Raw genomic sequence first — 22,531 nt, 5'->3', positions numbered from 1 at the left:
GTGATCACTGTTCAGCCTAAATGTGACCAAAGAGATTGTAGGGGAATTGTAATCAGAATGTGATCCTCCTATACTGCGGCCAGGTCTCCGGAACACCCTGACACCAGGAGCCACCCAGCGTTTTACCCGCTTTATTTAACACTGGATGTTGCTATTTTGGTGGCGGTTGCAGTCTGAACACACGCTGTGTCTCTGATGCAACTCAGGACCGGAGGAAGCAAAATAAAAAAGAGCTGTGTGGGCAAAACCGTGAAAAAACAAAGACCTGTTAACTTGGATCTCTCGACGATCCGGTTTCCCGTTACTGCAATATCGTCCATTCTCCACCGCGTCTCCGGCGTGATCACCTTTGTCGCTCTCGGAATTCTGCTCTGGTTACTGGGTCTCTCCCTCTCTTCTCCTGAAGGCTTCCTGCAAGCGGCATCCATCATGGATAGCTTCTTCGCCAAATTCATCATGTGGGGCATTTTAACTGCGCTGGCGTATCACGTCGTGGGCGGTATTCGTCATATGTTGGCTGATTTTGGCTTTATGGAAGAAACCCTGCAGGTGGGAACCCGTTCCGCGCAAGCGGCTTTTGTTATCACTGTCGTGCTCTCAATTTTGGCTGGAGTCCTCGTATGGTAAGCAATGCTTCTGCATTAGGACGCAACGGTATCCATGACTGGCTGTTACTGCGTGCTGCTGCAATCTTAATGACGCTTTACATCATCTACATCCTCGGTTTTGTCGTGATGACAGGCACGCTGACGTATGACGTCTGGCATGGCTTCTTCTCATCCGCCTTCACTAAAGTGTTCACCATGTTGACGCTGTTCTCGATTCTCATCCATGGCTGGATTGGAATGTGGCAAGTGCTGACTGACTACGTGAAACCAGTAGCAACCCGTTTGCTGCTGCAGTTTGTGATTGTGGTTGCGCTGCTGTCGTACGCAATTTATGGATTTGTTGTGGTGTGGGGTGTGTAAATGAGTTTGCCAGTCAGAGAATTTGATGCCGTGGTGATCGGCGCAGGTGGCGCAGGTATGCGCGCCGCCTTGCAAATCTCCCAATCGGGCCAGACTTGTGCCCTGTTATCCAAAGTTTTCCCAACCCGTTCCCATACTGTATCGGCGCAGGGCGGTATTACCGTCGCGCTGGGTAACACCCATGACGATAACTGGGAATGGCACATGTACGATACCGTCAAAGGTTCCGACTTTATCGGCGACCAGGACGCGATCGAATATATGTGTCATGTCGGTCCAGAAGCGATTCTGGAACTGGAACATATGGGATTGCCTTTCTCCCGTCTTGATGACGGCCGCGTCTATCAGCGTCCGTTTGGTGGTCAGTCGAAGAATTTCGGCGGTGAGCAGGCGGCGCGTACCGCTGCGGCTGCTGACCGTACCGGCCACGCCTTGCTGCATACGCTTTATCAGCAGAACCTTAAGAACAAAACCACCATCTTCTCCGAATGGTATGCGCTGGATCTGGTGAAAAACGAAGACGGTGCGATTGTCGGCTGTACGGCTATCTGCATGGAAACCGGCGAAACCGTCTATTTCAAAGCCAAGGCCACCATTCTGGCGACCGGCGGCGCGGGCCGTATTTACCAGTCCACCACTAACGCCCACATCAACACCGGTGATGGCGTTGGTATGGCGCTGCGCGCAGGCGTGCCGGTGCAGGATATGGAAATGTGGCAGTTCCACCCAACCGGTATTGCCGGTGCGGGCGTGCTGGTTACTGAAGGTTGCCGTGGTGAAGGTGGTTACCTGCTGAATAAGCACGGTGAACGCTTCATGGAACGTTACGCGCCAAACGCCAAAGATCTGGCGGGTCGTGATGTGGTTGCACGTTCAATGATGGTAGAAATCCGTGAAGGTCGCGGTTGCGATGGCCCTTGGGGTCCGCACATTAAACTGAAGCTCGACCATCTCGGTGCCGATGTACTGGAATCGCGTCTGCCAGGCATCCTTGAGCTGTCGCGTACCTTTGCGCACGTTGACCCAATTAAAGAACCGATTCCGGTGATCCCAACCTGCCACTACATGATGGGCGGCGTGCCGACCAAAGTGACCGGCCAGGCGCTGCGCGTGAACGAGCAGGGCCAGGATGAGGTGATTCCGGGTCTGTTTGCTGTCGGCGAAATCGCCTGCGTATCGGTACACGGCGCTAACCGCCTCGGCGGCAACTCGCTGCTCGACCTTGTGGTGTTCGGCCGCGCAGCCGGTGTGCATCTGCTGGAGTGTATTGAAGAGCAGGGCGAACTGCGTGAAGCCACGCAGGAAAATCTTGATGAAGCGATGGCGCGCTTCAACCGTTGGGAAAATAACACCACCGGTGAAGATCCTGTTGAAATCCGTAAAGCGCTGCAGCGCTGCATGCAGAACAACTTCTCAGTATTCCGCGATGGCGATGCGATGCGTGAAGGTCTGGAAGAGCTGAAAGTGATTCGTGAGCGTTTGAAATCGGCGCGTCTTGATGACCGTTCGCCGGACTTCAACACCCAGCGTATCGAGTGCCTCGAGCTGGATAACCTGATGGAAACCGCTTACGCCACTGCTGTCGCCGCCAACTTCCGTACCGAAAGCCGTGGCGCGCATAGCCGCTTCGACTTCCCGGATCGCGATGATGAAAACTGGCTGTGCCACAGTCTCTATGTTCCGCAGACGGAAAGCATGACGCGCCGTGAGGTGAACATGCAACCGAAACTGCGTGCGGCCTTCCCGCCGAAAGCGCGTACCTACTAATTGCGGAGATCATCATGAGACTCGAATTTTCTATCTATCGTTACAACCCGGAAGTCGACGACAAACCGCGTATGCAGGAATACACGCTGGAGTCGGAAGATGGTCGCGACATGATGCTGTTGGATGCGCTGATCCGTCTGAAAGAGAAAGACCCAACGCTGGCTTTCCGTCGCTCATGCCGTGAAGGCGTGTGCGGTTCAGATGGTTTGAACATGAACGGTAAAAACGGTCTGGCATGCATCACGCCAATCTCTGCGCTGGGCAACGGCACGAAGAAAATTGTTATCCGTCCACTGCCAGGTTTGCCGGTGATCCGCGACCTCGTGGTAGACATGGGACAATTCTATGCACAGTATGAGAAGATTAAGCCTTTCCTGTTGAATAATGGGGAAAATCCACCGGCGCGCGAGCATTTACAGAGCCCTGCTGAGCGTGAGCATCTGGACGGTTTGTACGAGTGTATTCTCTGCGCCTGCTGCTCAACGTCGTGCCCGTCGTTCTGGTGGAATCCGGACAAGTTTGTTGGTCCGGCTGGCCTGCTGGCCGCTTACCGTTTCCTGATCGACAGCCGCGACACGGAAACCAATGCGCGTCTCGACAATCTAAACGATGCTTTCAGTGTTTTCCGCTGTCACAGCATCATGAACTGTGTGAGCGTGTGCCCGAAAGGCCTAAACCCAACGCGCGCCATCGGCCATATTAAGTCGATGCTGCTGCAACGCGGGGCGTAATAGAAAGTCACTCTCCGGGAACTTAGGTTCCCGGATGTTTACGGAAGCCTCTATAAGCGCGGTGCTGACCACGCTTATAAAGGTTCCCTTACGAGCCAGGCGCCGGTAGCGCACAGGTTCGTATCGCTGAACTCACTACGGCAAGCCGCGTAAGCGGTAAAAAATGAAACCTCATAAAAAGCAGATTAATGCTTAAGGGATCACAATGCAGAACAGCGCGATGAAACCCTGGCTGGACTCCTCCTGGCTGGCCGGCGCGAACCAATCTTACATAGAGCAACTCTATGAGGATTTCCTGACCGATCCTGACTCAGTTGATGACATGTGGCGCGAGCTGTTCCAACAGCTGCCGGGCACTGGCGTGAAACCTGAGCAATTTCACTCCACCACGCGTGATTACTTCCGCCGCCTGGCTAAAGACGCCACGCGTTACACATCAACCGTGACCGATCCGGCAACTAACTCCAAACAGGTTAAAGTGCTGCAGCTGATTAATGCGTTCCGCTTCCGCGGCCATCAGCATGCCAACCTCGATCCGCTTGGCCTGTGGAAACAGGACACGGTAGCCGACCTCGATCCGGCTTATCACGATCTGACCGACGCCGATTTTCAGGAAAGCTTTAACGTAGGTTCTTTTGCTATCGGCAAAGAGACTATGAAGCTGGCGGATCTGTTTGCGGCGCTGCAGCAGACTTACTGTGGCTCGATTGGTGCAGAGTACATGCACATCAACAACACCGACGAGAAGCGCTGGATTCAGCAGCGTCTGGAATCGGTGGTGGGCCACGCGTCTTTCAGCAGCGACGAGAAAAAAGGTTTCCTGAAAGAGCTGACCGCGGCAGAAGGCCTGGAAAAATATCTGGGCGCGAAATTCCCGGGAGCGAAGCGCTTCTCGCTGGAAGGCGGTGATGCGCTGGTGCCAATGCTGCGTGAGATGATTCGTCACGCCGGCAAGAGCGGTACGCGCGAAGTGGTGCTGGGTATGGCGCACCGTGGTCGTCTGAACGTACTGATCAACGTCTTAGGTAAGAAGCCGCAGGATCTGTTTGACGAGTTCTCTGGCAAGCACAAAGAACACCTCGGCACCGGCGACGTGAAGTACCACATGGGCTTCTCGTCTGACGTGGAAACCGAGGGCGGCCTGGTGCATCTGGCGCTGGCATTCAACCCGTCGCATCTGGAAATCGTGAGCCCGGTAGTAATGGGTTCGGTGCGTGCGCGTCTGGATCGTCTGGCCGAGCCAAGCAGCAACAAAGTTCTGCCAATCACCATTCACGGTGATGCTGCAGTGATTGGCCAGGGCGTGGTGCAGGAAACCCTGAACATGTCGCAGGCGCGTGGTTACGAAGTGGGCGGTACCGTTCGCATCGTGATTAACAACCAGGTTGGTTTCACCACCTCCAACCCGAAAGATGCGCGTTCTACGCCGTACTGTACTGATATCGGCAAGATGGTGCTGGCACCGATTTTCCACGTTAACGCGGACGATCCAGAAGCGGTGGCGTTTGTGACTCGCCTGGCGTTGGATTATCGCAACACCTTTAAACGTGATGTGTTCATCGATCTGGTGTGCTACCGCCGTCACGGCCACAACGAAGCCGACGAGCCAAGTGCAACTCAGCCGTTGATGTACCAGAAAATCAAAAAGCATCCAACGCCGCGTAAAATCTACGCCGATCAGCTGGAAAGCGAAGGTGTTGCGACCACCGAAGATGCCACCGAGATGGTTAACCTGTACCGCGACGCGCTGGATGAAGGCGAATGCGTGGTGCCGGAATGGCGTCCGATGAGCCTGCATTCGTTCACCTGGTCGCCATATCTGAACCACGAGTGGGATGAAAGCTACCCGGCAACCGTGGAACTGAAACGCTTGCAGGAACTGGCGCGCCGCATCAGCAGCGTACCGGAATCGGTAGAAGTGCAGTCCCGCGTGGCCAAGATCTACAACGATCGCAAAGAGATGGCCGAAGGCAACAAAGCGTTCGACTGGGGCGGTGCAGAAAACCTCGCTTACGCCACGCTGGTTGACGAAGGAATTCCGGTACGTCTTTCCGGTGAAGATACCGGTCGCGGTACCTTCTTCCACCGTCATGCAGTGATCCACAACCAGACCAACGGCTCAACCTACACGCCGCTGCACCATGTCCATAACGGTCAGGGTCAGTTCAAAGTGTGGGATTCCGTGCTGTCTGAAGAAGCGGTACTGGCCTTCGAATACGGTTACGCCACTGCAGAACCGCGCGTGCTGACCATTTGGGAAGCGCAGTTCGGCGACTTCGCCAACGGTGCGCAGGTGGTGATCGACCAGTTCATCAGCTCCGGCGAGCAGAAATGGGGCCGTATGTGTGGCCTGGTAATGTTGCTGCCGCACGGTTATGAAGGTCAGGGTCCTGAGCACTCCTCAGCGCGTCTGGAGCGTTATCTGCAACTCTGTGCTGAACAGAATATGCAGGTGTGCGTGCCTTCAACGCCAGCGCAGGTTTACCACATGCTGCGTCGTCAGGCGCTGCGCGGTATGCGCCGTCCGCTGATCGTCATGTCACCAAAATCACTGCTGCGTCATCCGCTGGCGATTTCCAGCCTGGAAGAGTTGGCCACTGGCAGCTTCCAGCCGGCGATTGGTGAGATCGACGATCTCGATCCGCAGCAGGTTAAACGCGTCGTGCTGTGTTCGGGCAAGGTTTATTACGATCTGCTGGAGCAGCGTCGTAAAAACGAGCAGACCGACGTGGCTATCGTGCGTATCGAACAACTCTATCCGTTCCCGCACAAAGTCGTGCAGGACGTATTGAAAAACTATGCTCATGTGCAGGATTTCGTGTGGTGTCAGGAAGAGCCACTGAATCAGGGCGCATGGTATTGCAGTCAGCATCATTTCCGCGAAGTGGTTCCATTTGGTGCGTCACTGCGTTATGCAGGCCGTCCGGCTTCTGCTTCACCGGCCGTGGGCTACATGTCCGTACATCAAAAACAGCAGCAAGACCTGGTTAATGACGCGCTGAACCTTGGTTAATAAAAAGGAAAGAAAATGAGTAGCGTAGAAATTCTCGTTCCCGATTTGCCTGAATCCGTAGCGGACGCAACGGTTGCAACCTGGCACAAAAAACCCGGCGACTCCGTGAGCCGCGATGAAGTACTGGTAGAGATTGAAACTGACAAAGTGGTGCTGGAAGTGCCTGCTTCAGCGGACGGCATTCTGGAAGCCGTGCTGGAAGATGAAGGCGCTACCGTCACTTCTCGTCAGATTCTGGGCCGTCTGAAAGAGGGCAACAGCGGCGGGAAAGAGACTGCGGCAAAAGCGGAAAGCAAAGAGTCGACACCAGCACAGCGTCAAACCGCTTCTCTGGAAGAAGAGAGCAACGACGCGCTCAGCCCAGCGGTTCGCCGTCTGATTGCTGAAAACAACCTCGATGCCAGCCAGATCAAAGGCACCGGCGTTGGCGGCCGTCTGACGCGTGAAGATGTGGAAAAACATCTGGCGAAGAAAGCCGACGGTGGCAAAGCCGCACCAGCGCCAGCCGCTGCTGCTGCACCGCAGGCCGCTGTGGCTAACCGCAGCGAAAAACGCGTACCGATGACGCGTCTGCGTAAGCGTGTTGCCGAGCGTCTGCTGGAAGCGAAAAACAGCACCGCGATGTTGACCACGTTCAACGAAATCAACATGAAGCCAATCATGGATCTGCGCAAGCAGTACGGCGACGCGTTCGAGAAGCGCCACGGCGTGCGTCTGGGCTTCATGTCCTTCTACATCAAAGCAGTGGTTGAAGCGCTGAAACGCTTCCCGGAAGTGAACGCGTCAATTGATGGCGAAGATGTGGTTTACCACAACTATTTCGATGTGAGCATTGCGGTTTCTACTCCGCGTGGTCTGGTAACGCCAGTGCTGAAAGATGTTGATGCGCTGAGCATGGCCGACATTGAGAAGAAAATTAAAGAGCTGGCGGTGAAAGGCCGTGACGGCAAGTTGACGGTTGAAGAGTTGACCGGCGGTAACTTCACCATCACCAACGGTGGTGTGTTTGGTTCGCTGATGTCTACACCAATCATCAACCCACCGCAGAGCGCGATTCTGGGCATGCACGCCATCAAAGATCGCCCAATGGCGGTCAATGGTCAGGTAGTGATTCTGCCAATGATGTATCTGGCGCTCTCTTACGATCACCGTTTGATTGATGGTCGTGAATCCGTTGGCTATCTGGTCGCGGTGAAAGAGATGCTGGAAGATCCAGCTCGCCTGCTGCTGGACGTCTAATTTCGCCGGGCGCGCGGTGTGAAGGCGCGCCCAAACTCATACCTGAATGGATAGAACATCATGAATTTACATGAATACCAGGCGAAGCAGCTGTTTGCACGCTATGGCATGCCAGCACCGACAGGCTACGCCTGCACCACGCCACGTGAAGCTGAAGAAGCCGCGTCTAAAATCGGCGCAGGTCCGTGGGTAGTGAAATGTCAGGTTCATGCCGGTGGCCGCGGTAAAGCGGGTGGCGTGAAAGTGGTTAACAGCAAAGAAGACATTCGTGCTTTTGCTGAGCATTGGCTGGGCAAACGTCTGGTGACCTATCAAACTGATGCGCACGGTCAGCCGGTAAATCAGATTCTGGTTGAAGCCGCGACTGATATCGATCAGGAGCTGTATCTGGGTGCGGTTGTTGACCGTGCGACTCGTCGCGTGATCTTCATGGCCTCGACTGAAGGCGGTGTTGAGATTGAGAAAGTGGCAGAAGAAACGCCACACTTGATCCACAAAATGGCGCTGGATCCATTAGCGGGTCCACAGCCGTATCAGGGCCGCGAGTTGGCGTTCAAACTCGGCCTGACCGGTAAGCAAGTTAGCCAATTCACCAAAATCTTTATGGGTCTGGCGACCATGTTCCTCGAGCGCGACCTGGCGATGGTTGAGATCAACCCGCTGGTGATCACTAAGCAGGGCGACCTGATCTGCCTCGATGGCAAACTGGGTGCAGACGGCAACGCACTGTTCCGTCAGCCGGAACTGCGTGAAATGCGCGATCCGAGCCAGGAAGATCCACGTGAAGCACACGCTACGCAGTGGGAACTGAACTACGTTGCGCTGGATGGTAACATCGGCTGTATGGTGAACGGCGCCGGTCTGGCAATGGGCACCATGGACATCGTGAAACACCACGGTGGTGAGCCAGCAAACTTCCTGGACGTTGGCGGCGGCGCAACCAAAGAGCGCGTGACCGAAGCCTTCAAAATCATCCTGTCTGACGATGCGGTAAAAGCCGTGTTCGTTAACATCTTCGGCGGCATCGTCCGTTGCGACCTGATCGCAGACGGCATCATCGGTGCAGTGGCAGAAGTGGGTGTGAACGTACCAGTTGTGGTACGTCTGGAAGGTAACAACGCCGAGCTGGGCGCTAAGAAACTGGCGGACAGCGGTCTGAACATCATTGCAGCAACCAGCCTGACAGACGCTGCACAGCGTGTTGTAGCTGCAGCGGAGGGTAAATAATGTCCATTTTGATCGACAAAAACACCAAAGTCATTTGCCAGGGTTTCACCGGTGGTCAAGGGACGTTCCACTCTGAGCAGGCGCTGGCCTATGGTACGCAGCTGGTTGGCGGTGTAACGCCAGGCAAAGGTGGCACCACGCATCTCGGCCTGCCGGTGTTCAACACCGTGCGTGAAGCAGTAGAAGCGACCGGCGCAACCGCCACCGTTATCTACGTTCCAGCGCCGTTCTGCAAAGACGGTATTCTGGAAGCGATCGATGCGGGCATCAAACTGATCATCACCATCACCGAAGGTATCCCAACGCTGGATATGCTGACCGTGAAAATGAAACTGGATGAAGCTGGCGTACGTATGATCGGCCCGAACTGCCCAGGCGTGATCACGCCAGGCGAATGTAAGATCGGTATCATGCCGGGCCACATTCACCAGCCGGGCCGCGTCGGTATCGTATCGCGTTCAGGTACGCTGACTTATGAAGCCGTTAAGCAGACCACTGACATCGGCTACGGCCAGTCAACCTGCGTAGGTATTGGTGGTGACCCGATCCCAGGCTCTAACTTCATCGACATCCTGAAACTGTTCCAGGAAGATCCACAGACCGAAGTGATCGTGATGATCGGTGAGATCGGTGGTAGCGCGGAAGAAGAAGCAGCAGCCTACATCAAAGCACACGTGACCAAGCCGGTTGTCGGCTACATCGCGGGTGTGACTGCACCGAAAGGCAAGCGTATGGGCCACGCAGGCGCCATCATTGCCGGTGGTAAAGGTACTGCTGACGAGAAATTTGCTGCGCTGGAAGCGGCCGGTGTGAAAACCGTTCGCAGCCTGGCAGACATTGGCGACGCGGTTAAAGCGGTTCTGCCAATCAAATAAGCCAGTCCTGACTGATATGGAAAAGCCACCTTCGGGTGGCTTTTTTTTTGGTAATAACCCGCCGAAAACAGGGGAAAAAAGCGTAACGGTTTCAAAAACAGCGGCTATGCTTACTCTGTCATCAGGGTAAAGAAGGGAAAAGACGCTGGATCTTTGTCAAACAATTGGCGCAAAGCTTTCCAGATCGAGGTTAAATAATTGCGGAAAAGGTAATTATATTCTTAATTATATGATGATGTTGTGACATCTAATTAACAACCATTTTAACACTACATATCTGGAAATTTATTGTCTTAATCCAGATCAATAAATAGCGAGTTATAGGAAACTTTACCGCTAGCAAAACAGCGACTAACCGGTATAAATTGCGCTGCATCAATTCAGTCTTCGTCATAATTTTTCAGGAGTTTGTGCCAGGCGTTGTTATATCAATTCTGCCGCCTCCTCATTCCACTCCTGCTTAAAATTGACTGAAAAGATCGGTTTTTAAGGGAATTTTATCACTGTTACTCGCCTTCTTCGGGCAACAGCTTTCTCTGTTCTATCAGTAACAAAACTGGAATCAATAATCAGTCGTTCCTGAATCTTATTCTGCGCGTCAATGTCTGTTGTTTGCCGTTGTCATCCGCAGGGGAAGTTCATGCGAGGAGCAAGGAGTCATCATGTTAGATATTGTCGAGCTGTCGCGTTTACAGTTTGCCCTGACGGCGATGTACCATTTCCTGTTCGTGCCATTAACGCTGGGTATGGCGTTTTTATTGGCGATCATGGAAACCGTATATGTCCTGACGGGGAAACAAATTTATAAAGATATGACCAAGTTCTGGGGCAAGTTGTTTGGTATCAACTTTGCGCTTGGCGTGGCTACCGGCCTGACCATGGAATTCCAGTTCGGTACCAACTGGTCATATTACTCACATTACGTCGGCGATATCTTCGGTGCGCCGCTCGCCATTGAAGGCTTAATGGCGTTCTTCCTCGAATCCACCTTTGTTGGCCTGTTCTTCTTCGGCTGGGATCGCCTCGGCAAGGTGCAACACCTTGCTGTGACCTGGCTGGTGGCGCTCGGTTCCAACATGTCCGCGCTGTGGATTCTGGTGGCGAACGGCTGGATGCAAAACCCGATTGCTTCCGAGTTCAATTTTGAAACCATGCGTATGGAGATGCTGAGCTTCTCCGAGCTGGTGCTAAACCCGGTTGCGCAGGTGAAGTTTGTGCATACCGTGGCCGCTGGCTACACCACAGGTGCGATGTTCATCCTTGGTATCAGCGCATGGTATCTGCTGAAAGGGCGCGATATTGCTTTCGCTAAACGCTCCTTTGCTATAGCAGCCAGCTTCGGTATGGCGGCGATTTTGTCGGTGATCGTGCTGGGTGACGAATCTGGTTATGAAATCGGCGACGTCCAGAAAACCAAGCTGGCGGCAATTGAAGCTGAATGGGAAACCCAACCGGCTCCAGCTGCGTTTACGCTGTTTGGCATTCCGGACCAGGAAACCCAGGAAAACAAATATGCGATTCAGATTCCGTATCTGCTCGGTTTAATCGCCACGCGTTCAGTCGATACGCCCGTGACCGGTTTGAAAGATCTGCTGGCGCAGCATGAAGTGCGTATTCGTAACGGCATGAAAGCGTACGCGCTGCTGAACGAACTGCGCGGTGGTAGCAAAGATCCTGCGGTGCGCAGCCAGTTTGAAGCCAGCAAAAAGGATCTGGGTTATGGCCTGCTGCTGAAGCGCTATACGCCGGATGTGGCTAACGCCAGCGAAGAGCAGATTCAGAAAGCCACGAAAGACTCAATCCCACGTGTTGCGCCGCTGTACTTCGCCTTCCGTATCATGGTGCTGGGCGGTGTGTTGATGCTGGGCATCATTGCGCTCTCCTTCTGGAGCGTGATTCGTAACCGTATCGGCAAGTCGCGCTGGTTACTGAAAGCCGCGTTGTATGGCATTCCATTGCCATGGATTGCGATTGAAGCGGGTTGGTTCGTTGCCGAGTATGGTCGCCAGCCGTGGGCAATTGGTGAGGTGCTGCCAACCGCAGTCGCTAACTCCTCATTGACCGTCGGCGATCTGTTGTTCTCAATGACGCTGATTTGCGGTCTCTACACCTTGTTCCTCGTGGCGGAAATGTACCTGATGTTCAAGTTCGCGCGCCTCGGTCCAAGCAGCCTGAAAACCGGCCGCTATCATCATGAAACGCTGAAGACATCATCTCAGCCGGCGCGTGGATAAGGAGAGCGACCATGTTTGATTACGAAGTATTGCGCTTTGTCTGGTGGCTGCTGATTGGCGTGTTGCTGATTGGTTTTGCGGTCACCGATGGCTTCGATATGGGCGTCGGTATGCTGACCCGCATTTTGGGTCGTACCGATACCGAACGTCGCATCATGATTAACAGCATTGCGCCGCACTGGGATGGAAACCAGGTTTGGCTGATCACCGCCGGTGGCGCGCTGTTCGCCGCCTGGCCAATGGTGTATGCCGCTGCGTTCTCCGGCTTCTATGTGGCAATGATTCTGGTGCTGGCTTCACTGTTCTTCCGTCCGGTTGGTTTTGATTACCGTTCGAAGATTGAAGATATGCGCTGGCGCGGCATGTGGGATTGGGGCATTTTCATCGGCAGCTTTGTCCCGCCGCTGGTGATTGGCGTGGCATTCGGCAACCTGCTGCAAGGCGTGCCGTTCCATGCTGACGAATATCTGCGCCTGTTCTATACCGGCAACTTCTTCCAGCTGCTAAATCCGTTTGGCCTGCTGGCGGGCGTAGTGAGTGTGGCGATGATCCTGACGCAGGGCGCAACCTACCTGCAGATGCGTACTGCCGGTGAGTTGCACGTCCGCAGCCGCAGCACCGCACAAATCTCAGCGCTGGTGATGATGGTGTGCTTCATCCTTGCCGGCGTGTGGGTGAAATACGGTATTAATGGTTATGTGCTGAAAAGCGTTATCGATCATCACGCCGCATCCAACCCGTTGGGTAAAGATGTGGTGCGTGAAGCGGGCGCATGGATGGTGAACTTCGAGCAGATGCCAGTATTGTGGCTGTTCCCGCTGTTGGGCGTGGTGTTACCGCTGCTGACCATTCTTTTTTCGCGTATCGAGAAGGGCGCTCTGGCGTTTATCTCTTCTTCACTGACCTTAGCTTGCGTGATCATGACTGCTGGGATTGCGATGTTCCCGTTCATCATGCCATCCAGCACCGTGCCAGGCATCAGCCTGACGATGTGGGATGCCACGTCTAGCCTGCTGACGCTGAAAGTGATGACCATTGCCGCCATCATCTTTGTACCGATTATCCTGGCGTACACCGCCTGGTGTTATTACAAGATGTTTGGCCGTATCACCAAAGAACACATTGAGAGCAATACGCACTCCCTGTACTGATTAAGGAGATTGAGCATGTGGTATTTTGCCTGGATTCTTGGCACCTTGCTGGCCTGTGCGTTCGGTGTGATCACGGCGCTGGCGCTGGAGCATGTTGAAGAGAGCAGCGCCAAGGACGAGCAAGTCTGATGCGCACACTGATTCGGACGCTGTATCGTCTGATGGACAAGGGCCCACTTCGGGCCCTTTCGTTAATTCTGGCACTGTGGCTGGCGGGATGCGTTATTTGGCAACCTTCACGCTTTGCTGCGCGTACCAGTGATTTGGCGATATGGCATGGATTGCTGCTGATTTGGGCTGTGTGTACCGGCGTGATTCACGGCACCGGATTCAGTCCACAACAAACGCGTTGGCAGGCTCTATTCTCACCTCTGCCCGCGCTGTTGATTTTGTTGGCAGGAATTTCCTGGTTCTACCATTAAGTCCAGGTTCAGGACTTAAAAACGCTGCATTTTCAGGCGCTGGCGTGAGGTTTTGTCAGCGCCCGGTCAAGAAACATCCTATAAATCCTTCCAGTTGTTAACCTGTGATAATTATTTTCATCTGGCTCTGGCGGACCATTCCCAAGCCGATCTCACTTGCGTATAGTAGCAACGTTTAAAATGAGACCGGGATGTAGAGTGAGTACTACGCTGTTTCGCTGGCCGGTTCGTGTCTATTACGAAGACACTGATGCCGGTGGTGTGGTTTACCACGCCAGTTATCTTGCTTTCTATGAACGAGCACGTACCGAAATGTTGCGCCAGCACCATTTCAATCAGCAGGTCCTGTTGGAAGAGCAGGTGGCTTTTGTGGTACGACGCATGACGATCGATTTTGTTGCAGCTGCACGTCTGGACGATCTTTTGGAAATTCAAACAGAAGTGACCTCAATGACGCGTGCAACGATGACGTTCTCGCAGCGTATCGTGAATGCAGAAGGCAAAGTGCTAAATGAAGCAGAAGTCCTGATTGCCTGCATCAACCCACATCTAATGAAGCCAATTGCGCTTCCCAAGTCTATTGTCGCGGAGTTCAAGCAGTGACTGACATGAATGTTCTTGATTTGTTCCTGAAGGCGAGCCTTCTGGTCAAACTTATCATGTTGATTTTGATCGGCTTTTCTATTGCCTCATGGGCGATCATTATTCAGCGTACGCGCATTTTGAATGCGGCGGGGCGCGAAGCCGAAGCCTTTGAAGATAAGTTCTGGTCCGGTATTGAGCTGTCACGCCTGTATCAGGAAAGCCAGGGACGCCGCGATGAATTGAGCGGATCTGAGCAAATTTTCTATTCGGGTTTCAAAGAGTTTGCGCGCTTGCACCGTGCTAACAACCATGCGCCAGAAGCCGTGGTAGAGGGCGCAAGTCGTGCGATGCGTATCTCCTTCAATCGTGAACTGGAAACGCTGGAAACTCACATTCCTTTCCTTGGCACCGTTGGCTCAATCAGCCCGTATATCGGTCTGTTCGGTACGGTGTGGGGGATCATGCACGCCTTCATCGCCCTTGGGGCGGTAAAACAGGCCACGCTGCAGATGGTTGCACCGGGTATTGCCGAAGCGTTGATCGCCACCGCAATCGGTCTGTTTGCGGCCATTCCTGCCGTTATGGCGTACAACCGTCTGAACCAGCGCGTTAACAAGCTGGAACAGGGCTACGACAACTTCATGGAAGAGTTCACGGCTATCCTGCATCGTCAGGCTTTCTCCAACGACAACACGAAGTAAGTCGAGGTTTACGATGGCCAGAACCCGTGGTCGCGGTAAACGCGACCTTAAGTCGGAAATCAACATTGTTCCACTGCTGGACGTGCTGTTGGTGTTGCTGCTCATCTTTATGGCAACCGCGCCGATTATTACCCAGAGCGTGGAAGTGGATCTGCCGGATGCGACAGATTCAAAAACCGTCTCAACTGATGATAATCCACCGGTGATTGTTGAAGTGTCTGGTGTTGGCCAGTACAGCCTGGTGGTGGATCACGATCGTATGACGCAGTTGCCGCCGGAGCAGGTGGTGAGCGAAGCGCAGCGCCGGATTGAAGCCAATCCGAAAACGGTCTTCCTGATCGGCGGTGCGAAAGACGTCCCTTACGACGAAATCATCAAGGCGCTGAACCTGTTACATCAGGCAGGCGTGAAATCTGTCGGTTTGATGACGCAGCCGATTTAAAGCGAACCGTTTTTGGGAACCGAGTGTGTCGAAGGCAACCGAGCAGAACGACAAGTTAAAACGCGCAATAATCGTTTCGGTGATTCTGCACATCGTGCTGATCGCCTTACTGATTTGGAGCTCGTTTAACGAAAAAATCGAATCCAGCGGCGGTGGCGGTGGCAGTGATATTGACGCAGTGATGGTCGATTCAGGCGCCGTGGTTGAGCAGTATAACCGCCAGCAGAATCAGCAACGAGACAGTCAGCGCGCCGAGCAGCAGCGTCAGAAACAGTCGCAGCAGCAGGCCGAAGAGTTACAGCAGAAACAAGCTGCTGAGCAGCAGCGCCTGAAAGAGATGGAAAAAGAGCGCTTGCAGGCCCAGCAGGAAGCCAAAGAGCAGGCGAAGCAGCAGGCCGAGCAGCAGAAAGCCGCTGAAGCCGCCGCTAAGCAGGCGCAGGAACAGCAGAAAACTGCCGAAGCTGCCGCAGCGAAAGCCAAGGCCGATGCTAAAGCGGAAGCCGATGCGCAAGCAAAAGCGGCTGCTGACGCCAAAGCTAAAGCGGTAGAAGAAGCCAAGCAAGCCGCAGCTGACGCGAAGAAGAAAGCTGACGCGGAAGCCAAAGCTGCCGCTGCTGAAGCGGCCAAAGAGAAAGCGGCGCAGCAGGCGAAAGCCGCCGCAGAATCGAAAGCCAAAGCGGATGCTGAAGCCAAAGCTCAGGCTGCTGCCGATGCGAAGGCGAAAGCGGCTCAGGAAGCGAAAGAGGCTAAAGAGCATGCGGCTGCTGAGGCAAAAGAAAAAGCTGCAACTGAAGCGAAAGAGAAGGCTGCAACCGAGGCGAAAGCCAAGGCTGATGCAGCTGCGAAGGCCAAAGCCGATGCAAAAGCGAAAGCCGCTGCAGATGCCAAAAAAGCCGCCGCTGAAGCTGCGAAGAATGAAAACGCCGTTGACGATCTGTTAGGTGGCTTGTCTTCAGGTAAGAATGCACCGAAAAGCGGCACCGCATCGGGTGGCGCAGCAGGGCAGGGCAATCAGAAGAAGGCTGGCGCGTCAGGCGCAGATATCAATAATTACATGGGGCAAGTGGTCGGCGCGATTCAGAGCCGTTTCTACGACGCTGATTTGTACAAAGGTAAAGAGTGCAACCTGCGCATCAAGCTGGCACCGGATGGTTTGCTAATTGATGTTAAATCGGAAGGTGGCGATCCAGCCTTGTGTCAGGCAGCAATCGCTGCCGCGAAGCAGGCGCGTATTCCAAAGCCGCCTTCGCAGGCGGTGTATGAAGTGTTTAAAAACGCACCTATGCGTTTCAAACCAGAATAATGCAGTAACGTACGGCAGGTTGAACTATGGTTAGCTCGCCGTACTCTATAAGTACTCGTGTTTTTCAGGAACTGTGCGAATTATCATGAACCTTTGGTTCAGGTAAGGGAGAAAAGATGAAGCAGGCACTTCGTGTAACCTTAGGTTTTTTTGTACTGCTGTGGGCAGCAATGCTTCATGCAGAAGTCCGTATTGAAATTACGCAGGGCGTTAACACCGCACGCCCTATTGGTGTGGTTCCGTTCCAATGGGCTGGCCCAGGCGCGGCACCAGAAGACATCGGCGGGATCGTTTCTGCTGACTTACGCAACAGCGGAAAATTCAATCCGCTCGATCGTTCTCGTCTGCCACAACAGCCAGCCAGCGCGCAGGAAGTTCAACCTGCTGCATGGAGCACATTGGGTATTGATGCGGTCGTGGTCGGCCAGGTAACGCCAAACGCTGACGGCAGCTATCAAATTGCCTATCAGCTGGTGGATACCGGCGGCGCGCCAGGCACCGTGCTGGCACAGAACTCTTACAAAGTGACTAAGCAGTGGCTGCGTTATGCAGCGCACACTGCCAGTGACGAAGTGTTCGAGAAGCTGACCGGCATTAAAGGCGCATTCCGTACTCGTATCGCCTATGTGGTGCAGACCAACGGTGGTCAGTTCCCGTATGAGTTGCGCGTGTCGGATTACGATGGCTACAACCAGTTTGTGGTTCACCGTTCACCGCAGCCATTGATGTCTCCGGCCTGGTCGCCAGATGGCAGCAAGGTGGCTTACGTAACCTTCGAAAGCGGCAAATCTGCGCTGGTCGTGCAGACGCTGTCTAACGGTGCAATCCGTCAGGTGGCTTCTTATCCGCGTCACAACGGTGCGCCAGCCTTCTCACCAGACGGTTCTAAACTGGCCTTCGCGTTGTCGAAAACCGGTAGCCTGAACCTGTACGTGATGGATCTGGCTTCTGGTCAGACGCGTCAGGTGACGGATGGTCGCTACAACAGCACTGAACCGACGTGGTTCCCGGATAGCCAGACGCTGGCTTACACCTCGGATCAGGCCGGTGCGCCTCAGATTTATAAAGTTGGTATCAACGGCGGTGCGCCACAACGTATTACCTGGGAAGGTGCGCAAAACCAGGATGCGGATGTGTCAACCGACGGTAAAACTATGGTGATGATCAGCAGCGCCGGTGGCGCTCAGCATGTCGCCAAACAGGATCTGGTAACGGGAGCCGTTCAAACAATAACGGACACGTTCCTGGATGAAACGCCGAGTCTGGCGCCAAACGGCACAATGGTAATCTATAGCTCTACTCAGGGGATGGGTTCCGTGTTGCAGTTGGTTTCAACCGACGGGCGTTTCAAAGCGCGTCTTCCGGCAACTGATGGACAGGTCAAATTCCCTGCCTGGTCGCCGTATCTGTGATGCATAGATCCCCTGCACGGCGGGGGATTAAAATGTATGGCAAACAAAATAATAGGATAAAGAAATGCAACTGAACAAAGTGCTGAAGGGTTTGATGCTGGCTCTGCCGGTTATCGCAGTAGCTGCATGTAGCTCACACAAAAACAACAACAACGATCAGACTGGTATGGGCGCTAACGACGGTGCTTACGGTGCTGGTCAGAACGGTAACATGTCTTCTGACGAGCAAGCGCGCCTGCAGATGCAGCAGCTGCAGCAGAACAACATCGTTTACTTCGGTCTGGACAAGTATGACGTGGCTTCTGACTACGCTCAGATGCTGGATCAGCACGCGGCATTCCTGCGTGGCAACCCGTCTTACAAAGTGACCATCGAAGGTCACGCGGATGAGCGCGGTACTCCAGAATACAACATCGCCCTGGGCGAACGTCGTGCAAGCGCCGTTAAGATGTATCTGCAAGGCAAAGGCGTTTCTGCTGACCAGATGTCTATCGTTTCTTACGGTAAAGAAAAACCAGCTGTACTGGGTCATGACGAAGCGGCTTACGCTAAAAACCGTCGTGCCGTACTGGTTTACTAAGAAAATATCATGATGAGTAACTTCAGACTTCATCTGTTGAGTCTGTCGTTACTGGTTGGTTTAGCGGCCCCTTTGGGGGCTGCTAATGCCCAGGCGTCAATCAGTAGCGTTGGCTCAGGCTCGGTCGAAGACCGCGTCACCACTCTTGAACGTATCTCTAATGCCCAGGCTCAGCTTCTGCAGCAATTGCAGCAGCAGATGAGCGACAACCAAAGCGATATCGATTCGCTGCGCGGGCAAATCCAGCAAAACAGCTATCAGCTTAATCAGGTGATCGAGCGCCAGAAACAGCTTTATCAGCAAATCGACAGCCTCAGCTCCGGCAGTAACGGTGCGCAGGCAGGCGGTGGTGCGGATGCCGCTGCTGCGGGCGCTACGGGTGCCGCAGCGGCTGATAGCGGTAGCAGCGATAACGCCAGTGCGGCCGCGCCAGCACAAACCGGCGATGCCAACACGGATTACAATGCTGCCGTTGCGCTGATTCTGGAGAAGAAGCAGTACGATCAGGCGATTACTGCCCTGCAGGCTTGGGTGAAGAAATATCCTGATTCTACCTATCAGCCGAATGCCAATTACTGGCTGGGTCAGCTGTATTACATCAAGGGTAAAAAAGACGATTCGGCCTATTATTTTGCCACTGTGGTAAAAAATTACGCGAAATCGCCAAAAGCCCCGGAAGCGCTGTTTAAGGTTGGCGTGATCATGCAAGAGAAGAATGATACGGCGAAAGCCAAGGCTGTCTTCCAGCAAGTGATCAAACAATTCCCAAATAGTGATTCTGCTAAGCAGGCGCAAAAACGTCTTGCCGGGTTGTAATTTGTGCTTAAAAGACCGGATTTCGTGTGATTTCTGGTCTTACAGCATGAAAGGTAAGCAATTGAGACATTTAGTGGAAAATAAGGGTTGCGCCCTCCCGCTAAATCAGTAATATATGCCGCCGTTGCCGGGACATATCTTAACAAGTATCGGCAGCACTGAAGATGGGTCGTTAGCTCAGTTGGTAGAGCAGTTGACTTTTAATCAATTGGTCGCAGGTTCGAATCCTGCACGACCCACCATCTCAACCCGTTGTAAGTGAGATGATTTCTTCAGTAAGCTTCACAACCTTGATGGGTCGTTAGCTCAGTTGGTAGAGCAGTTGACTTTTAATCAATTGGTCGCAGGTTCGAATCCTGCACGACCCACCATCAAGTAAAGGTTGTAAGCCCCACAGCGGGTCGTTAGCTCAGTTGGTAGAGCAGTTGACTTTTAATCAATTGGTCGCAGGTTCGAATCCTGCACGACCCACCAGTTATGTAGAAAGGCGCCCTAAAGGCGCCTTTTTGCTTTTCTACGCTATAGCTGGATTTGCTTTGAGATGGTGCACCGGCCAGATAAGGCGGGGCGGATCGCGAAGAAACCTCACATCCCTGTGGATCGGCCTCGCCATCCATGGCTCGGACGCTTCGCTCCTTCCGCTCCCGCCTTTTCTGGCCCTTAAGCTTCGATGTTGCTTTAAATAATCGCACCCATGCTGAACGAAGACGGAAGGACCGGGCGGTGGAGTAAAGCTTCCGGCGCATGGATGCGCCGGCAGAGCCTACAGGGATGTATCCACGGCGACTTTACGGAACCGCCCGGTTCTTTCGGCTGGTTGGCAAGCTTTTAAACCCAATCTACTTTTTTACCTTAACCGGTGTCAGACTTTTCCAGATATGCAGCACCGCATAGCTGCGCCAAGGTCGCCAAACCTGCGATAACTGCTCCGCCACTTTGGCACTCACGCCGCCGAGGTTATTACGAATCGCAATATCTTCTTTGGGAAATGCATCAGGCCAACGCAGTGCGCGCATCGCGATATAGCTTGCGGTCCACGGCCCAATCCCTTTTAGCGCCAGTAACTGCTGCTGAACCACGTCCGGATTCACCGCACCGTTAAAGCGCAATGCGCCAGAAGCACAGGCCTGCGCCAACGCCTGAATGGCATGTGAACGCGCACTGACAATTCCCAGGCTGGCGATATCATCGATGCTCGCCGCCGCCAGCGACTCCGCATTCGGCGGCAAACGCGAAAGTTCTGGCCACGGCGTTACCAGCGGCTCACCAAAGCGCTGTGCCATTCGGCTACTTAACGTGGTTGCCGCTTTCACCGTAACCTGCTGGCCGAGTATCGCGCGCACACCCAGCTCAAAGCCGTCAAACGCACCAGGAACGCGTAAACCCGGAAAGCGCGACAAGCTTTCGGCTAAAAGGGGATCGTGGCTTAGGTGCTCTGCTATGCGCTGTGGCTGCGCATCCAGGTCGAACAGATCGCGCAGACGACGTAGCAAAGCGGGCAGCACCGGCGTCAGAGACGTTGTAAATTGCACTTTCAGCGACTGTTTTTCTGCAAGATGGCTCACGCGCACCCAGCCGCGGCAGTTGCCCAGCGCTACGGTGCGGTGATAAATGCCTGCGTTCACCCATTCCACCTCCTTCATCACGCGCTGTTGCAGGAAATCGAGCATCGCATCCCAATCGTAAGGCGGCCGATAACTCAGGCGCAGTTCGGCACTCTCCTGCGTGGTCTTCACGGCGTCGGGTTGATTCTGTTTACGCAAGCGGGAAGGCGTCATGCGATAGCGCGCCTGGAACACATCGTTAAAACGCCTCAGACTGCGAAAGCCGCTGGCATAAGCAATTTCTGTTACCGGGAGTGAGGTTTCTGTAAGAAGTTGCTTAGCGAGCAGCATACGACGTGTCTGACGCAGCTCTAAAGGCGATACGCCGAGCTCCTGCTGCACCACGCGACGTAATTGACGTTCACTCAGGTCAAACTCGCTAGCGATGTCTGCCAGCGTCTCTTGTTCTTCCAGCATGCCCTCTTCGATGCGGCGAATTAAACGGTCGGCAATGCGGTGATGGCTATCCACCGGCGCAGAGCCGGGTGCCAGTTCCGGGCGGCAGCGTAAACAGGGGCGGAAGTGCGCTTTCTCGGCGGCTTCTGCACTGTTAAAAAACAGGCAGTTCTTCTGCATCGGCGCTTTTACTGGACAAATGGGGCGGCAATAGATGCCGGTGGATGTCACGCCAACAAAAAACAGCCCGTCGAAGCGGCTATCGCGCGACGTCAGCGCCTGGTAAGCAATTTCAGCATCAAACATCATCGTCTCCGGCAAATAAACGGCATGGTCGCGCAAGCTGAACAGGAAAACTCGCTGCTTTCGGACAGCTAACCAGTTTATGCTGATGACCGAAAACAGCCAGTTTCCTGCGGCGGAAATGCGATAATCGCCAGCAGAGATTAAGCCGGAGGTGCACCATGTATCATGCCAAAATCATCGCAACGCCCGTTGGCGAGCTCACGCTTGTTGCCACCGATAAGGGATTGTCGGCGATTCTGTGGGAAAACGAAGGCGCGCAGCGCGTGCCGCTGAAGCCGATTAGCCGTAACGATCAGCATCCGATTCTGTGTGAGGCTGAACGCCAACTGCGCGAATATTTCGCCGGTGAACGTCAGCAGTTTGATATGCCGTACGACACTGTCGGCACCGAGTTTCAGAAAAAAGTGTGGCAAGCGTTACTGACTATTCCGTTTGGTGAAACGCGCAGCTATCTGCAAATCGCTGAGCAGATCGGCAATCCGAAAGCGGTGCGCGCCGTGGGCGCAGCTAACGGTAAAAACCCGCTATCGATTATGGCACCGTGTCATCGCGTAATAGGCAGCAACGGCAAACTCACCGGTTTTGCGGGCGGGCTTAGCGTTAAAGCTTTCCTGCTGGAGCTGGAAAGTCCACAGAAGAGCGCATTGTTGCTATAGAGCGCGCAAAAAAGAGACGACACTCTCGCGCAATTCCGCTATCGTGTTTAGCATATAAAACACGATGGCGGTTTTGATGCCGCATCATTGCCGTAACAGGCAA

At 53.9% G+C, this 22,531-nt stretch carries 21 protein-coding genes and 3 tRNA genes; 23 read left to right on the top strand and 1 reads right to left on the bottom strand.

Features of this window, described 5'->3' with window-relative positions; genetic code table 11:
• The first annotated feature begins 237 nt into the window (after positions 1-237).
• The 22 genes from sdhC to FHW71_RS08985 all read left to right on the top strand — a co-directional run bounded on the left by sdhC (position 238) and on the right by FHW71_RS08985 (position 19,940).
• Positions 238-627 carry a succinate dehydrogenase cytochrome b556 subunit gene (gene sdhC / locus FHW71_RS09090; protein ID WP_013508296.1) on the top strand — a complete coding sequence of 130 codons (390 nt, stop codon included), beginning with the start codon at positions 238-240 and terminating at the stop codon, positions 625-627.
• Positions 621-968, top strand: a complete 348-nt coding sequence (gene sdhD, locus FHW71_RS09085) for a succinate dehydrogenase membrane anchor subunit (RefSeq protein ID WP_008107364.1) — start codon at positions 621-623, stop codon at positions 966-968. The genes sdhC and sdhD overlap by 7 nt, the downstream gene beginning before the upstream one ends.
• A complete protein-coding gene (sdhA, locus tag FHW71_RS09080; protein WP_036649196.1) occupies positions 969-2,735 on the top strand; it encodes a succinate dehydrogenase flavoprotein subunit in 1,767 nt (588 codons plus the stop codon).
• Between the two features lie 14 nt (positions 2,736-2,749).
• Positions 2,750-3,466 carry a succinate dehydrogenase iron-sulfur subunit gene (locus FHW71_RS09075; RefSeq protein ID WP_008107369.1) on the top strand — a complete coding sequence of 239 codons (717 nt, stop codon included), beginning with the start codon at positions 2,750-2,752 and terminating at the stop codon, positions 3,464-3,466.
• A 205-nt stretch (positions 3,467-3,671) separates the two neighbouring features.
• Complete coding sequence (gene sucA / locus FHW71_RS09070; protein ID WP_008107371.1) at positions 3,672-6,479, top strand: 2-oxoglutarate dehydrogenase E1 component; 2,808 nt, start codon at positions 3,672-3,674, stop codon at positions 6,477-6,479.
• Positions 6,480-6,494: 15 nt separating this feature from the next.
• Complete coding sequence (gene odhB / locus FHW71_RS09065; RefSeq protein ID WP_008107373.1) at positions 6,495-7,718, top strand: 2-oxoglutarate dehydrogenase complex dihydrolipoyllysine-residue succinyltransferase; 1,224 nt, start codon at positions 6,495-6,497, stop codon at positions 7,716-7,718.
• Between the two features lie 60 nt (positions 7,719-7,778).
• Complete coding sequence (gene sucC, locus FHW71_RS09060; protein ID WP_007890646.1) at positions 7,779-8,945, top strand: ADP-forming succinate--CoA ligase subunit beta; 1,167 nt, start codon at positions 7,779-7,781, stop codon at positions 8,943-8,945.
• Complete coding sequence (sucD, locus tag FHW71_RS09055) at positions 8,945-9,820, top strand: succinate--CoA ligase subunit alpha (RefSeq protein WP_179451570.1); 876 nt, start codon at positions 8,945-8,947, stop codon at positions 9,818-9,820. The genes sucC and sucD overlap by 1 nt, the downstream gene beginning before the upstream one ends.
• Before the next feature lie 662 nt (positions 9,821-10,482).
• The gene (cydA, locus tag FHW71_RS09050; RefSeq protein WP_154153344.1) at positions 10,483-12,054 is read left to right on the top strand and encodes a cytochrome ubiquinol oxidase subunit I; all 1,572 of its coding nucleotides are present in this window, start codon (positions 10,483-10,485) and stop codon (positions 12,052-12,054) included.
• Between the two features lie 11 nt (positions 12,055-12,065).
• Positions 12,066-13,205, top strand: a complete 1,140-nt coding sequence (gene cydB, locus FHW71_RS09045; protein ID WP_179451568.1) for a cytochrome d ubiquinol oxidase subunit II — start codon at positions 12,066-12,068, stop codon at positions 13,203-13,205.
• A 15-nt stretch (positions 13,206-13,220) separates the two neighbouring features.
• On the top strand, positions 13,221-13,334 hold the full coding sequence (gene cydX / locus FHW71_RS09040) for a cytochrome bd-I oxidase subunit CydX (protein ID WP_007890642.1): 114 nt from the start codon (positions 13,221-13,223) through the stop codon (positions 13,332-13,334).
• Positions 13,334-13,627, top strand: a complete 294-nt coding sequence (gene ybgE / locus FHW71_RS09035) for a cyd operon protein YbgE (protein WP_179451566.1) — start codon at positions 13,334-13,336, stop codon at positions 13,625-13,627. The genes cydX and ybgE overlap by 1 nt, the downstream gene beginning before the upstream one ends.
• 198 nt (positions 13,628-13,825) lie before the next feature.
• On the top strand, positions 13,826-14,230 hold the full coding sequence (gene ybgC / locus FHW71_RS09030; protein ID WP_008107385.1) for a tol-pal system-associated acyl-CoA thioesterase: 405 nt from the start codon (positions 13,826-13,828) through the stop codon (positions 14,228-14,230).
• Complete coding sequence (gene tolQ, locus FHW71_RS09025; protein WP_008107387.1) at positions 14,227-14,913, top strand: Tol-Pal system protein TolQ; 687 nt, start codon at positions 14,227-14,229, stop codon at positions 14,911-14,913. Before ybgC ends, tolQ begins: the two co-directional genes overlap by 4 nt.
• Positions 14,914-14,926: 13 nt before the next feature.
• A complete protein-coding gene (tolR, locus tag FHW71_RS09020; protein ID WP_008107389.1) occupies positions 14,927-15,355 on the top strand; it encodes a colicin uptake protein TolR in 429 nt (142 codons plus the stop codon).
• 25 nt (positions 15,356-15,380) lie between these two features.
• Positions 15,381-16,658 (top strand): cell envelope integrity protein TolA, encoded by a 1,278-nt coding sequence (gene tolA, locus FHW71_RS09015; protein WP_179451564.1) that lies wholly within the window; start codon positions 15,381-15,383, stop codon positions 16,656-16,658.
• 116 nt (positions 16,659-16,774) lie between these two features.
• The gene (gene tolB, locus FHW71_RS09010) at positions 16,775-18,070 is read left to right on the top strand and encodes a Tol-Pal system beta propeller repeat protein TolB (RefSeq protein ID WP_179451562.1); all 1,296 of its coding nucleotides are present in this window, start codon (positions 16,775-16,777) and stop codon (positions 18,068-18,070) included.
• A 64-nt stretch (positions 18,071-18,134) separates the two neighbouring features.
• Positions 18,135-18,650 carry a peptidoglycan-associated lipoprotein Pal gene (pal, locus tag FHW71_RS09005; RefSeq protein ID WP_008107396.1) on the top strand — a complete coding sequence of 172 codons (516 nt, stop codon included), beginning with the start codon at positions 18,135-18,137 and terminating at the stop codon, positions 18,648-18,650.
• A gap of 9 nt (positions 18,651-18,659) precedes the next feature.
• On the top strand, positions 18,660-19,466 hold the full coding sequence (cpoB, locus tag FHW71_RS09000; protein WP_179451560.1) for a cell division protein CpoB: 807 nt from the start codon (positions 18,660-18,662) through the stop codon (positions 19,464-19,466).
• Positions 19,467-19,632: 166 nt separating this feature from the next.
• A tRNA-Lys gene (locus FHW71_RS08995) sits at positions 19,633-19,708 on the top strand.
• A gap of 53 nt (positions 19,709-19,761) precedes the next feature.
• Positions 19,762-19,837: transfer RNA gene (locus FHW71_RS08990), tRNA-Lys, on the top strand.
• Positions 19,838-19,864: 27 nt separating this feature from the next.
• Positions 19,865-19,940, top strand: a tRNA-Lys gene (locus FHW71_RS08985).
• A gap of 365 nt (positions 19,941-20,305) precedes the next feature.
• On the opposite strand, the gene FHW71_RS08980 is transcribed toward FHW71_RS08985, so the two are convergent.
• On the bottom strand, positions 20,306-21,772 hold the full coding sequence (locus tag FHW71_RS08980; RefSeq protein WP_179451558.1) for an AlkA N-terminal domain-containing protein: 1,467 nt from the start codon (positions 21,770-21,772) through the stop codon (positions 20,306-20,308).
• Positions 21,773-21,930: 158 nt separating this feature from the next.
• Here FHW71_RS08980 and FHW71_RS08975 point away from each other — a divergent pair, with 158 nt between their 5' ends.
• Positions 21,931-22,428, top strand: coding sequence for a methylated-DNA--[protein]-cysteine S-methyltransferase (locus FHW71_RS08975; RefSeq protein ID WP_179451556.1), 498 nt, complete (start codon positions 21,931-21,933; stop codon positions 22,426-22,428).
• The last annotated feature ends 103 nt before the right edge of the window (positions 22,429-22,531 follow it).

The sequence above is a fragment of the Enterobacter sp. Sphag1F genome, assembly GCF_014193275.1.
Classification (GTDB): domain Bacteria; phylum Pseudomonadota; class Gammaproteobacteria; order Enterobacterales; family Enterobacteriaceae; genus Pantoea; species Pantoea symbiotica.
This window is presented reverse-complemented; position numbering and strand designations above follow the sequence as displayed.